The sequence below is a fragment of the Myxococcus sp. AM011 genome, assembly GCF_013372595.1.
Taxonomy (GTDB): domain Bacteria; phylum Myxococcota; class Myxococcia; order Myxococcales; family Myxococcaceae; genus Myxococcus; species Myxococcus eversor.
This window is the reverse complement of sequence record NZ_JABXEM010000030.1, coordinates 18,334-30,599: the sequence shown is the minus strand read 5'-3', so window position 1 is coordinate 30,599 and position 12,266 is coordinate 18,334. Positions and strand designations below refer to the sequence as shown.

Below are 12,266 nucleotides of genomic sequence, written 5' to 3'. Positions count from 1 at the left end.
TGTCATTTCCCGGCATGGAGAGACATCTCGTTTCCTCCAGGAGAGACATCCATGACGAAGCACACCGCGAAGTTCGTGGGAATCGCCATCTCAGCCCTCATCGGGACGGTGGCCTGGGCAGGCGCCAAGAACACCAATACCGTCCTCGTCAACACGGTCGCGAGGACCGCATCCGGCTCTCTGGGCGACGCTCGAAACACCGCGGACACCCAGCAGTTCATTGGCTGCGGCATCACCACGTACGTGGGGAGCGCCCCCACCGTCGCCTGCTTCGCGATGGATACCTCCAGCAATTACGTGGGATGTTCCTCGACCAATGCGGACCTGCTGGCGACAGCGCAGTCCATCAATGGTGATTCCTACATCACCTTCACCTGGGACGCGTTTTCCGGCTGCACGTCCCTCAGTGTGACGAACGCGTCGCTCGGCGCGCCCAAGCAGCCGTAGTCTGAAGACCTCGGGGATGCGCGCGTCCATCGCGCGCATCCCCGCGCGCAGCCTCCACCGATGCCACCTCCGTCAAAACCAATCCTCGCGCTCCTCCTCCTGGGCACCTCCGCCACCGCGTTCCTCGCCGGACGGCAGAGCGCCCCAGATGCGAATGAGCGGGTCCTTCAGGAACTCGCGAGCCAGCGCGCGGTGCTCGACACGCTCCTGGCGCGGACCGCCGCTCCGCCGGACGCGCACCGTGATGTGGAGCCCCCATCCAAGGCGTCCTCCACCCCGGCCCCCAGCGCGCCCTCCATGGGCACGGAGCCGTCCCCTCGGAGCCTCGCGGCCGTCCAGGAGGGACAGCAGCTCATCGACGCCGCGCTCCAGGTCCGGCGCTGGACGAAAGAGGATGGCCAGGCCTTCCGCGCCGCGCTCGTCGACATGACGCCGGACCAGCGCGGCGAGGCCATGCGTCGGTTCTTCACCACGATCAACAGTCAGGCGCTCGATGTGCGGACCGGGGGTGCGCCCTTCTGAGTTCGCGCGACATCCCAGCGCACCCGGCGGGTCCTGCTCTCCGCTGAGTACTCCTTCCGCATCACGAAGATCCACTCCGGCTCGAACCGCACCCGCGCTCCCTGTCAGTTGGTACGGGTGTTGTCATTGCGTAGGCGTCGGGCCCGTTCTCGGCCCAGTGGTTTCGCGGATGGTGAGCGGGGCGTTTCAATGCTTCCGCTTCGATGCCTTCAAGAACTTGCTCAGCCGATGACGCTGGATGTGCCTGTCTCGTGGTCGGCTGGTGGCTGTGATTGCACCGCCGATGGAAGCCGTGGCTGATGGGGGCTCCGCTCAGTGACTCGGCACGGGCGGCAGCCGATGAACCACCGGCCGTGGCGTGCCAGTCGCGCCTATCTCCACGGGTTCGCAGGACACGGGGAGTTGGCTCGCGCCGTCACGCACGCGCTGGGCCCAGGTCGGGTCATCCAGGTTTCCCCTCACCGGGACGACGCACAACGTATAGGCCCCGGGGGCCAGAGCCGTCACGGTCAGCGGCTGCCCCTTCATCAGCAGCAGGATGCGGGTCTGACCTTCGCCACGGGCCGCCAGGACTGCTTCGAGCTGCTCCAGGGTGACTGCTCCCAGCGGCCCCGTGCCGAGGTAGACCTGGGCGTTCTGGAGGGGTTGGCCGTCGGCTTCCAACACTTGGATGGACAGCGCATGTCCTCCCAGCGCCACCTGGATGTCCCGTGGCGCTCCGCGCTCTTCGACCTGGGCCAGCACACTCTGGAGCAGTTGTTCCGTCGCACCCTCGCGGAGCGCCGCCGTCACGACGTATTGCCCCTGGGACAGGCGAGCAAAGCGATAGCGACCATCCGCCTGGGTCATCACCATGAAGCGGCCCGTACTGCTGCCACGCGGGGCGGCCACCACCGCCACGTTCCCCACGGGGTGCCCTTGTCTCGTCACCGTCCCCTCCAGTCCCGCGAGCGGCCGGAGCGTCAGCTCGAGCGCGTCGGAGGCCGCGCCCGCCGCAACGACGAGGGGCGATGAGCGCCCCCGCGTGGAATGCTCGGCCACCACGGTCAACGCCTCCTCACCGCCCCCCGTGAGGGCGAAGTGTCCACTCGCATCGCTGACGCTCCGCAGGGGCGCCGGACCCGCCTGGCTGCCATCGCCGAGCAGTTGGGGGCCCGCGAGAACCTCCGCGCCGGGGACCGGAACGCCCTCCGCGTCGCGCACGACACCGCGGAGCCTCCGCCCCGCCTCCAGCACCACGAGGCCCACACCCTTGTCCGCGCCAGCCCCGACCTCCACGCCCTCCATCGTGCGCGGCGCGGACCCTCGCGCCAGGAAGGTCAACGTGTAGTGGCCAGGGGGCACGTCCGCGAGCACGAAGGCCCCCTGTGTTCCCTGGAACGCCGTGGGCTGCGACAAGGTGAGCGCCACCGAGAAGGACTCGGGCACCTCTCCGTCCGAGAGCTCCACCCGTCCACGCAGCGCTCCCGGCGACTCGAGGAGGATGCGCACGTCCTCGTCTCCCACCTCGGCCATGACGCCTGTCGCCAGCCAGAACGACGAGGACTGCACGGAATGGTGAACGGAGGCGCGCAGGCGGTAGCGTCCCGGTGCCAGGCCCGTCAGTCGGAAGCGGCCGCTTCCGTCACTGACATCCGAGGCGTACCGGCCGCTGTGGGACTCCGCCAGCGCACCCAGCGCGGCCCGGTCCTCGGGAACGGCGACGACCTGGGCGCTCGCGACCGGTGCACCGTCCGACGCCGCGACGACGCCCGCGATGCTCCCCTCCGCCTCCAGCCGCAGCGTCACCTCCGCTGCTCCCGAGCCCAGGTCGACGTCCTGGGCGAGTGACGAGGCGCGCTCGCCCTGGGCATCCACTCGGAAGCGGGTGTGCGGTAGCCCCCTCAACTCGAAGCGGCCACTGGCATCCGCGAAGGTGCCATGCCGTGTGCCAGGAAGGCCGCCCGCCCCGCCCTGGCGTGCCTGGATTCTCGCGAACCGAGCCGGTGCACCCGAGCGTTCCACCACCTGCCCGAAAAGCACCGCGCCAGGCCGCAGCACGATGCGGACGGACGGTGGCGATGCGAGCCCCTCCAGTGTCACCTGCTCCGACAAGGATGGTGCGAACCGGGCATGGGTCGCCATGAAGCGGAAGGTGCCCTCGGGCAGTGCCCTCATCCTCCAGACTCCCTCCGAGGTGGTGAGGACCTCCTCCACGATGTTCTCCGACTCGGGCAGGGCACTGCCGGTCCGCAGCGCGCGCACACTCGCTCCGAGGACAGGTCTTCCTTCGGAATCCACGACCTCTCCCAGGACGGGCGCTCCGACCCGGAGGAGCAGCGTCACCCGGCTCACGCTCGCGGCCTGGGGCGTATGGAGCACCGTCGCGCGCTCGGGGGCATGTCCCTCGACCGAGGCCCGGATGACGTGGCGTCCGGCGGCGAGCCCCTGGAGCAGCGCCTTTCCGTCGGAACCCGTCATCACCGCGACGCCCTCCTGGCCTTCGACCTCCACCCGCGCGCCCTCCAAGGGGTGGCGCTCCCGGGCGTCCAGCACCGACACCTCCACGGGAACCGTGGGACGGAGGACCAGGATGACGGGCTCCGAGGTAGGCGAGAGCCGGACCTCCACGGGCTCCGCTGCCAGCGCTCCTCGCCGCGCCTGGAGCGTGTAGCTCCGGGGCTGGAGCCGCTCGAAGGAGAAGGTGCCATCGCGCTCCGTGAGCACGGTGCGAAGCGGGACGGTTCCCAAGCTCACCTGTGCTCCTTCGACGGGCAGTCGCGCGGCGTCAATCACCTGCCCCTCCATCCGCGATGGGCCATGGGGCTCCTGGCTCTCCAGTCGCAGGAGGGGAGGGGCCTCGCGAACGGGAGAGGGCCGGGAGGTCGAGGCCGGGGCGGGCCGGGCCGCCGCCTGCCCTGCCATGGGCGGTGCGGGCGCCGGGCCCTGCTGATGGCTCAGCACGAGTCCCGCGAGCGCCGCGACGCACACCGCGACGGCGATGCTTGTCATCCTGCGCACGTCACTCCTCGGGGACGACGAAGGACTGAGGGGTGCTCACCGTGAGCTCGACGTGGCCACAGCGCGGACACACGTGGACGGACGTCTCCACGCCCTTGCGCATCCGGGAGCGACCCGGCGGGGTGACACGCAGCCGGAGCAACCCCATGGACGCGGGCGTCATGCGGACGTTGCAACGCAGACAGTTCATCCTCTTCCCCAGAGCAAGGACGCCGTGAGCGCCATGACGAGCAACCCCAGTTGGCCCGCCATACGGGGGCCTCGGTTGAGGATGAGGTAGGTGAACGGGACCAGGACTCCCGCCCCCGTCATGGCCGCGAGCCAGTACCAACGCCCCCAGCCCACCGCGACACAGACGACCAGCGCGGGGGCGAGCGCCGCCACGCCCCACGAACTCAGCAGTCGCGCGCGGAGGAGGGACCCCCGGGGAGCCAGACGCAGCCGGTCCGGAAGCGCCAGCTCCGGTGCGAGGACGCGGTCCATCACCGCGGTGACGCCCGCGACCACCAGCAGCGCGCAAAGCGTCCCGTGCAACTCGGGCCTGCCGAACCCCACCACCGTGGCGGGAACCAGCGCCAGCAGCGCGGGCGCCCATGGCGAGCGCCGCGCGAGTCGCCCCCAGCCCCCGCGTCCCCACCTGGGCTCGGGCGCGCGTCGGAGCGTCTCCGTCCCGCGGAGCATCTCCATGAATCCGAGCAGGGCGCGCTCCCACAGCGGTGGCAGCAGCGGGGGCGTCAGGACGAGGAACAGCACCAGCGCGGGCGTCCCCAACTCCATCCGGACCAAGGCTCCAAACGCCATCATGGCCACGAACGCCAGCCAGCCGGAGAGCACCCCCAGGACGCGGGCGCCCCGCTCCTTCCCGAGCCTCCGCCCCAGGAATGTCGCCAGGACGACCGAGGCCCACAGGGCCCACCCCAGCGCGCAAGCACCCGCCACGAGCATGCTGACGGCCACCCACGGCGCCGCGCGCGAAGCCAACAGTGCGAAGGGCAGGCCTGCGCAAGTCAGGGGGCACAGCGCGGCGAGCAGGGTGGGCGTCAGCGCGATTCGCAGTGCATCCCGCGCACCCACCGGCGATAGCGCCAGCAACCAGGGGCCCTGTGGCCTGCCCATCAACCGGGACAGGGCCACGCCGGCCGCGCCTGTCGCCAGCAGCAGGTTGAAGCCCACGAAGCCGCCCACCACGCCCACCTCGAGCCTTCGCGGAGACGGAGGCGCGAGGAAGAGGACGAACACGGACAGCCCCACCCCGAGCGCCAGCCCGAGAAGGGCCAGCAACCACCGGGTCCAACGCCAGGGGACGAACTGGCGCAGCGCATGCCGGGCCTCCCAACCGGCCGCCAGGGCCCAGTTCATGGGACTCCTTCCCGAACCGCGCGGCGCGTCTCGTCACCGCAGACGCGCTGGTAGAGCCTGGCCGTGCCGCCTTGTCGTGCCACCTCCACGCGGTCGACCAGGTCCATCACCCGGCCGCGACGCAGCACCGCGAGCCGATCCACCAGCGCGTCGAGCACCTCGGGTTGGTGGTGGCTCAGCAGGATGCAGTCACCCGCCTCGGCCCGCGCTCGGAGCAACGCCCGCAGCCACAGGCTCGCCCCCAGGTCGAGCCCGTTGAAGGGCTCGTCCAGCACGAGGACGGCTGGCCGGTGCAGGAGCGCGCAACAGAGAGAGAGCTTCTGACGCATCCCGCGCGAGTAGCCCTCCACCCAGGCATCGCGCTCCTCCCACAGGCCCGTCTCTCGCAGCAGGGCCTCGGCCCGGGGACGGGCCTGCGCGGCGGGCACTCCCCACAGCACGCCGAACTGGTTGAGGTTCTCCAGCGCGCTCAGACGCGGGTAGAGCAGGGGTTCGTCCGGAACGAAGCCCAGCCGCCGGCTGGCCTCGCCCGGGTTCGTGGCGACGTCGACGCCAGCGACGCGCACCTGACCTGTCCGAGGCTTCAACAGGCCCGCCACGACGCGGAAGAGCGTGGTCTTCCCAGCGCCATTGGCTCCGAGCAAACCCAGCACCTCTCCGGGGCGCGCCTCCAGTGACACCTGGTCCAATACGGTCGGCCCTCGCCCATGACGAAACGACACTCCACTGAGCTCCACGCCTGGCATCAGGACTCCTCCGTCGCGGGTACGAAGGCCCGAAGCCTCGCTCGCGAAGCTCGCCAGAGCCGCGCTCGCCAACTGGCCCACCGCGCATATTCCTCGTCTGTAATCAGGAACAGCTCCAGGCCAATCATCGCCAGCGAGAAGCAGACGAGGCCCATGAAGCCCGCGATACCCAGGTGCAGGAACAGGCCGACGGCCAGGAAGGGCAGCCGCAGCCGCGTCAGGACTGCGATGGGAAACCACAGTTGATAGAAGAGCGTGGTGTAGCTGGCGACCGTCGTCAGATAGGGATTGTGGAAGAGCTGGCGCATCGACGGGTGCGAGAACCACTCCACCTGGCTCACGAGGTACATGGCGGTGCCATTGCTCCACTTGTCTCCCGTCGCCTTCAGGAAGCCCGCTGTCAGATAGAGCACGCCAATCTGGAGCCCGATGGCGAGGATGGCGATGTTGTGAAGCCAGACCTCCAAGGAACCACTCCGGTGGACCTTGTTTGCTGGCAGGGCGAACACCATGTACGTCAACACCAGACGGGCCACGTTGTCTCCCCCATCCCCCAGCTCTGGCAGCCGCGCCGCGAGGAACAGGGAGGACAGGAGCGCGACCGCCGTCGCGAGTCGCGTGGACCCGCCGAAAACGAGGCTGATGGCCGCGGCGCCCATGAGCACGACGAGGGCCGCGGGTCCCCAGGCCACGGTGAAAATCCCATCCGCGAGGCGCGCCACCGGCGCGCTCAGGAAGTCGCCGCTGGTTCCCTCGCCAAGGCCTTGAGGGCCCCAGAGATAGGCGGCGAAGCGGCCCTCCGTGCTGGCCCGGAAGAGCAGCATGAGCCCCAGGCAGATCTGCAACGCCCGCAGCCCCTGTCGCTGGTGGGGCTCGAGCGCGAGCCAGTTCCAGGCCTGTCTCGACAGGGTCTTCATGTCCCCTGCGCCTCGTAGATGCCTGGCAATGAGACGGTCTCATCGAGCTTGAAGAGCCCCAGCTCGAAGTCCTGCTCCTTGGGTTTTCCCTCCGCGCGGGCCGACCAGGGCACCGCGCCACGCTCGCGGAAGCGGAGGGCGACGGCGCTCAGTCGCCTCAGCGGAAAGGCCTCGCGGCAGAACACGGAGCCGACGCGGCGGAACATCCGCGCGGCCAGCTCTCGGCGGGGCTTGATGGCGATATCCCTCGCCTTGCACGCCTCGGTGTCTCCCTTCTCACAGGCCTCGTGGAAGGAGTACAGGTCTGGCCCGCCATTGAGATACGTGCGCAGCGAGTTCTGCAGCGGGCGCACCAGCCTCTCATAGGAAGACAGCCGGTGCCGCTGGGCCTGCTTGAAGTGCGCGGAGGAGACATCCTCCCATCCCTCCGTGGGCAAGGGATGCGTGGAGTCCGCGGGCACCTCCTCGGCGCTCAGACAGCGGACGAGCAGCACTTGAGTGCTCTGTACCGGCGTGGGCGCGAACAGGCTCCAGTTCTGCGGGAAGTAGGTCCCGATGGTGAGGTTGGCGAGGAATCCGAGCTCCATCTTCACCGGGTTGAGCGGGAACACGTACAGGAGCGTCAGCGCGAAGTGGAGGACGAGCCCCACGAGCGTGATGACACGCGTGGCGCGACCCAGCACATGACCACAGCGAGTGAGCAGACGGAGCATGACAGTGTGGAAACAGGAGAATCAATCCAGCGCTGTCGCCGGCACGAAGGAAGCGAACGCCTCCGCGCTGTCGCCCATCATGTAGTTCCAAGCCTGGGTCCCCGCGTAGTACGCCGCGCCGGACGCCGCACCGGCCACCGCGCCGACCGCTCCACCACCCGCGGCGCCCACCGGAGAGCCGACCATCGCGGCCGACACGGCGCCACCCGCCGCGCCACCCGCGGCCCAGCCTATCGCCTGGCCGCCAAAGTCCGTCCAGGTCCAGCTCGCCTCGCGGATGACGCCCGACACCGGGGACGCCTCCCGAGACAGGGTGGCCTCCGCGCGAACCGTGGTGGTGGAGAACCCCAGGCCGACAACGCCAACAACCGCAATCGTCTTGATGGCAACGTTCAAGTGATACCTCCGGGATGTCGGCACACCCGCTGTGCCGAAGGAGTTCCCCCTCAACGAGCAGCTGAGGAGTCACCCAAGCATCGTTCGGAGCCTCATCGCCGGCCATACCTCCCCAGGGGGAGAACGACATCCTCAGTCGCGAATCCCCAGAATCGTCGGAGCAAATGTATTGATTTGCGCGGCGTTGTTCGCGCCCGCGTCACCCGTGGCGTGCGGCGGATTCTCTCCATCGTCGTAGATGACGTCGGGATTGCTGAACCGTCCGATGACGGGGACTTCGCGGCGGGGATTGGTGGTGTTGTAGGCCATGATGGTGCGCCAGTGGTTCGCGATGTAGCCGTAGCAGGATGCGTCCAGGCGCACCGTGACGGCCTCCCGGTTGTGCTCACACCCGAAAAGGTGACCAATCTCGTGTGCGGGCGCGTGCTCATCCAGGAGCTTGGAGGCCGGTACCACCACGATGGACTCGTCCCACCTCGTGACGCCAATGCCACCGCTGATGGGGTCTCCCATGTTCCCCGAGACGAAGAGGATGACGTGCGGCCGATAGCGCTCCCGGAGCGTCAGGCACGTCTCGCGGATGGTCCCGTAGTAGCCATCCATGTCCTTCGGGATGGGCTCCTGCCGACGACGCACGCGCTCCTCGCCGTTCGCGGGCTCCCCCAGCAACGCGTCCCGGTACATGCCGGTGCTGATGAAGGGAGGCGGAGGCGAAAATCGCTCGATGGCCACCAGGCGCCCTCTCACGGCGATGCCACTGTGCTGGAACGCCTCGTTCATCTGCCCGATGCATTCGTGGATGTTCACCAGGAGCTGGTCCTGGTCGATGCGCTCGAACGATTCCATGAATGCGCAGTCGCTCGTGAACACGGTCAGGATGTCGAAGACATCATCGGCTTCGCCCCGCTCGGCCAGCGTCCACATCGTCCGGGTCGCCCACTCCTCCGTCACCCACGGCTGCTCGAGGGGCGGCTCCTCCACCTCGACGGGACGCAGGCGCTGCGCTCGTCTCCTGCCGAAACAGCAGCCCATCAGCGCACCTCCTCGGCGAGCGTCTCGAGCCCACCGCGCGCTTGGAGCGCGAGGCGGAGTCTGGATGAGGCTTCCGCGTAGAGATTCTTGTAGCGCAGGGACTCACTGGTCTGGGAGTCGCGGAGAATCACGCCAGCCCACGCATACCTCGGGTCGGTCTCGAAGTGACTCCCCAGCAGGAACATGAGCACGAGATAGAGAGGACGCACGCCCTTGCTGTGCTGGGCCACGAGCGCCTGCGCGAGCGTGGACAGGGACTGCATCTGGGAGTCCATCACCCGGCTCCTCTCGGGGTGGAGGGTGGAGAGCAGGCGCGACGCCTCGCCCTCCGAGATGCCCACCCTGTCCAGGAGCGAGTGAGGGGAGAGCTTGCGCGCCCGGAGCAATGCCTTGATGTAGAGGTTGCCGGTGTCCCCGGAGACGACGCCCAGGTAGGACAGCGCGCTCTCGAAGAGCACCGTCATCGACTTCTTGCTCAGCGCGGGCCCCACCCAGGGAAGCTGGGGGTCGATGTCGAAGCGGTGCCCGAACATGACCATCAGGTCGAGGTAGTTGAGCACGTCCGCGGGCTTGGTGAAGCCCAGGCTCTGCGCACGCTGGCTGGCCGACTCCGCGAACGCGACGCCCCCGGAGGCGCCCATCAACAGGTGGTCGACGGGGTGCATCGCCATCAGGCGGTGGAGCAGCGCCTTCTGCTGGGGGCTCGACTGCTTGAGCGGCCTGCCGACCTCCAACTGCTTCCTGGGCTCGAGCAGCGTGGACTTGGGCGTCTCGACGAACAACGCATCCAGGGACGCACTTCGACGACTCCCTGCATACTCAGACATGGTCGGCTCGGGGAAGAGAGGGGGCGCGGTGAGTCGCAGGGCAAGGCGCATGCCATCCACGGCTCCAGGCCCGTTGTCGACAGGAGCCCAGAGGGCAGACGCCGCCCGGCGTCCTGACGAAACGCCCGCGCGTCCTGATGGAACGCCGACTCGAGTCCCGCTGGCTGGAGGTCCTTCCGGTCAAGGGCATCTTTCAGGTGCGGTCGCCCTTCTTCTTCTTGCGCTTCCCAGCCCGCGCGGCCGGCTTGTTGGGCTTGGACTTGGGCGCGTCGGTATCCCTGTCGTCCTCATCCTGCTGCTTGGACTCACTGGAACTGGAGGACGGGCCGGCCCGCGCCGCCTCCTCGCCATCGCGTGTTCCCGCGGCGCCGCCATCGGCCAGTCCGGCGACAGCGCCGAGCCCGGCTTCAACCTGCAGCGGCTCGGGTGGCTTGGGAACCTCCACCTCGGGAGCGTTCCCCTCCTCGTCCACTACGACCGCTTCCCAGGCCGCATTCTCATAGGCCTGCTTCCAGGCACTGCCGTAGGCCTTCCGCCAAGCGACGATGTAGGCGACACGCTGGCGAGCATCCGCGCCACCGCGCTGTCTCGCCTCCCTGGCGACGTAGCCGCCATCCGTCCGCGCCTGCATCTGCGTGAAGTGGTCTTGGATATAGGGAATGGCGTCGTGCGCCGGACGGGGCGCGGGCTCCTCGAGCCCCGTTGCCTCGCTCACCGCCTCTTTGTATGTCTCCTGGTAGTACGGGATGTAGGCGCGGTCGAATTCCGCTTCATAGGCAGTCCGGGAGGGGGCTTCCCGGAGGTCCGTCACAGCGGCATTGGGAATCGCGCTCAGGACGAGCTCCCGGTTGCGGAGGACCGTTTCGTTGGCGCGTTCGGTCTCCCACTGCAGGGGACCCGAGGGCTCGCGCCTCCTCACCAGCCCCGCCAGTTCATTCGCACCGAAGGGCTGGTCCTTGTAGTGGTGGAAGAAGTTCGCGACGGGAACCCGGGCCAGGTCGATTTCCACCTCGCCATATCCGCTGAAACCCACGCCATGGTTGGAGGTGATGTCTCCAGGCGTGGACCTGGCCGACAGCAGCTTGCCCACGCCTTTGCGGGTCTGCAGGAAGGAGAGCAGTCTGGGGTTGTTGGGGATGGCTTGCAGTGCCGTGTGCGCGTGGTTGTTGAGCCACTCCAGGTCGCTCACCTTGCCCTCGGCCTGGTTCCAGACCCGCTCTGTCGGTGCTCCCGTGCTGTCATCGAAGTTGTACCCGAGCTGACCCTCCGTGACGTGGCCCCGGTTGATGGGCGTGAGCGCCCGGCCTTCCTTGAGATCCTTGCGCTCGGGCGGGGTGATGCCGCGCCAGGCCTTGCGGCGGAGCATGCTCCCACGGACCCGCACATAGTCCTTGGCGCTGAGCCCCTCCAGCGTGTGTTTCTTGTAGATGTTGGCGACGCCCCCCGCCGCGGGAGTGGTGAGCGCATATGCCGCGCCTCCCCTGAGGATGTTGGCCAAGGGCGCGCCCTGGTACGAGATGACGTCTCCCTCCACGCTGAAGGCCTCATCGTCGCCGAGACGTGACTTCAGTCCCTCGGGAGTGAGTTCGGCGTTCGCCAGCGCCTGGCTGTAGGTCGTCTGGGCGTCGATGTCGCCCTCATGTCCGCCGAAGGCGGTGAGGGCGTTCTGCTTTCCAGTCCTGACCTCCTGCTTGTATTCAGCATAGAGTTCGCGGAGCCGCTGGTGCCCCGTGGATTCGCGGGCCGCCGCCTCCACGCCCAGTCCAAACTTCGCGCCTCCGACACGCTGGATGGGGGCGGTCGGGGAGCGTCCCCCCAGGCTCGACGCCAGCTTCGCCTGCGCCACCACGCGGGGGCCCTGATTGAGCCGCGCCCCCATCGCTTGCAAGGCCGCCACTCGCGGATGTGTGGAAGGGGACTCCGGCGCACCTGTGTCGGTCCGCTCGTCGCGGGTGGTGGCCTGCTCGACCCTGGAGACGTCGCCCTGCTGCTCGAAGGCCTTCACGAATCACTCCTCGCGCTGAGGTCCCGAGCCTGACATGCGGGGCTGTCTTCCACCGCGTGACGTCTGGGAAGGGGGGACGACCCGTGGGGCTACATCGCGCCCATTCCCAGGTGGGGCGCGGTGCGGAAGCCCGCCGCGCCGATACCCGGCCTTCGCCTCCGTGCAGACGCGCCCCGCATGAACAGACATTGCGGGGATGAGAATGACCCCGCACTGCTCTCTCCTTCAATCATCAACAACAACCCCTGGGAATTTCGTCGGCCCATGCTTTATTGTTCACGGATTGATGGCCCGCCCGGTCG

Annotated in this window: 12 protein-coding genes; 2 read left to right on the top strand and 10 right to left on the bottom strand. The window is 68.5% G+C overall.

Going from position 1 to position 12,266, the window contains the following annotated elements; translation table 11 throughout:
- Positions 1 to 51 precede the first annotated feature (51 nt).
- Positions 52 to 447, top strand: coding sequence for a hypothetical protein (locus HUW62_RS08770; protein ID WP_163867413.1), 396 nt, complete (start codon positions 52 to 54; stop codon positions 445 to 447).
- A gap of 60 nt (positions 448 to 507) precedes the next feature.
- Entirely contained in the window at positions 508 to 969 is a 462-nt protein-coding gene (locus HUW62_RS08765) for a hypothetical protein (protein WP_176434166.1), read from the top strand.
- A gap of 312 nt (positions 970 to 1,281) precedes the next feature.
- On the opposite strand, the gene HUW62_RS08760 is transcribed toward HUW62_RS08765, so the two are convergent.
- The 10 genes from HUW62_RS08760 to HUW62_RS08715 form a co-directional block, all read right to left on the bottom strand.
- Positions 1,282 to 3,960 carry a carboxypeptidase-like regulatory domain-containing protein gene (locus HUW62_RS08760; protein ID WP_176434165.1) on the bottom strand — a complete coding sequence of 893 codons (2,679 nt, stop codon included), beginning with the start codon at positions 3,958 to 3,960 and terminating at the stop codon, positions 1,282 to 1,284.
- Positions 3,961 to 3,970: 10 nt separating this feature from the next.
- On the bottom strand, positions 3,971 to 4,159 hold the full coding sequence (locus HUW62_RS08755; protein ID WP_163867416.1) for a hypothetical protein: 189 nt from the start codon (positions 4,157 to 4,159) through the stop codon (positions 3,971 to 3,973).
- On the bottom strand, positions 4,156 to 5,328 hold the full coding sequence (locus HUW62_RS08750) for a hypothetical protein (protein WP_176434164.1): 1,173 nt from the start codon (positions 5,326 to 5,328) through the stop codon (positions 4,156 to 4,158). Before HUW62_RS08750 ends, HUW62_RS08755 begins: the two co-directional genes overlap by 4 nt.
- Positions 5,325 to 6,008: an ABC transporter ATP-binding protein gene (locus tag HUW62_RS08745; protein ID WP_368670372.1), complete on the bottom strand. Its 684-nt coding sequence runs from the start codon at positions 6,006 to 6,008 to the stop codon at positions 5,325 to 5,327. The genes HUW62_RS08750 and HUW62_RS08745 overlap by 4 nt, the downstream gene beginning before the upstream one ends.
- Positions 6,009 to 6,073: 65 nt before the next feature.
- Positions 6,074 to 6,991 (bottom strand): hypothetical protein, encoded by a 918-nt coding sequence (locus HUW62_RS08740; protein WP_176434162.1) that lies wholly within the window; start codon positions 6,989 to 6,991, stop codon positions 6,074 to 6,076.
- Complete coding sequence (locus HUW62_RS08735) at positions 6,988 to 7,704, bottom strand: DUF5819 family protein (protein ID WP_163867420.1); 717 nt, start codon at positions 7,702 to 7,704, stop codon at positions 6,988 to 6,990. The genes HUW62_RS08740 and HUW62_RS08735 overlap by 4 nt, the downstream gene beginning before the upstream one ends.
- A gap of 21 nt (positions 7,705 to 7,725) precedes the next feature.
- Positions 7,726 to 8,100 (bottom strand): hypothetical protein, encoded by a 375-nt coding sequence (locus HUW62_RS08730; RefSeq protein ID WP_176434161.1) that lies wholly within the window; start codon positions 8,098 to 8,100, stop codon positions 7,726 to 7,728.
- Between the two features lie 132 nt (positions 8,101 to 8,232).
- Complete coding sequence (locus tag HUW62_RS08725; protein ID WP_176434160.1) at positions 8,233 to 9,132, bottom strand: M12 family metallo-peptidase; 900 nt, start codon at positions 9,130 to 9,132, stop codon at positions 8,233 to 8,235.
- Entirely contained in the window at positions 9,132 to 9,959 is an 828-nt protein-coding gene (locus HUW62_RS08720; RefSeq protein ID WP_176434159.1) for a hypothetical protein, read from the bottom strand. The genes HUW62_RS08725 and HUW62_RS08720 overlap by 1 nt, the downstream gene beginning before the upstream one ends.
- 193 nt (positions 9,960 to 10,152) lie before the next feature.
- A complete protein-coding gene (locus tag HUW62_RS08715) occupies positions 10,153 to 11,964 on the bottom strand; it encodes a hypothetical protein (protein WP_176434158.1) in 1,812 nt (603 codons plus the stop codon).
- Between the last annotated feature and the right edge of the window lie 302 nt (positions 11,965 to 12,266).

Coding starts and splice junctions, on each gene's coding strand:
- HUW62_RS08770 (WP_163867413.1), top strand. CDS start 52: ATGACGAAGCACACCGCGAAGTTCGTGGGAATCGCCATCTCAGCCCTC.
- HUW62_RS08765 (WP_176434166.1), top strand. CDS start 508: ATGCCACCTCCGTCAAAACCAATCCTCGCGCTCCTCCTCCTGGGCACC.
- HUW62_RS08760 (WP_176434165.1), bottom strand. CDS start 3,960: ATGACAAGCATCGCCGTCGCGGTGTGCGTCGCGGCGCTCGCGGGACTC.
- HUW62_RS08755 (WP_163867416.1), bottom strand. CDS start 4,159: ATGAACTGTCTGCGTTGCAACGTCCGCATGACGCCCGCGTCCATGGGG.
- HUW62_RS08750 (WP_176434164.1), bottom strand. CDS start 5,328: ATGAACTGGGCCCTGGCGGCCGGTTGGGAGGCCCGGCATGCGCTGCGC.
- HUW62_RS08740 (WP_176434162.1), bottom strand. CDS start 6,991: ATGAAGACCCTGTCGAGACAGGCCTGGAACTGGCTCGCGCTCGAGCCC.
- HUW62_RS08735 (WP_163867420.1), bottom strand. CDS start 7,704: ATGCTCCGTCTGCTCACTCGCTGTGGTCATGTGCTGGGTCGCGCCACG.
- HUW62_RS08725 (WP_176434160.1), bottom strand. CDS start 9,132: ATGGGCTGCTGTTTCGGCAGGAGACGAGCGCAGCGCCTGCGTCCCGTC.
- HUW62_RS08720 (WP_176434159.1), bottom strand. CDS start 9,959: ATGTCTGAGTATGCAGGGAGTCGTCGAAGTGCGTCCCTGGATGCGTTG.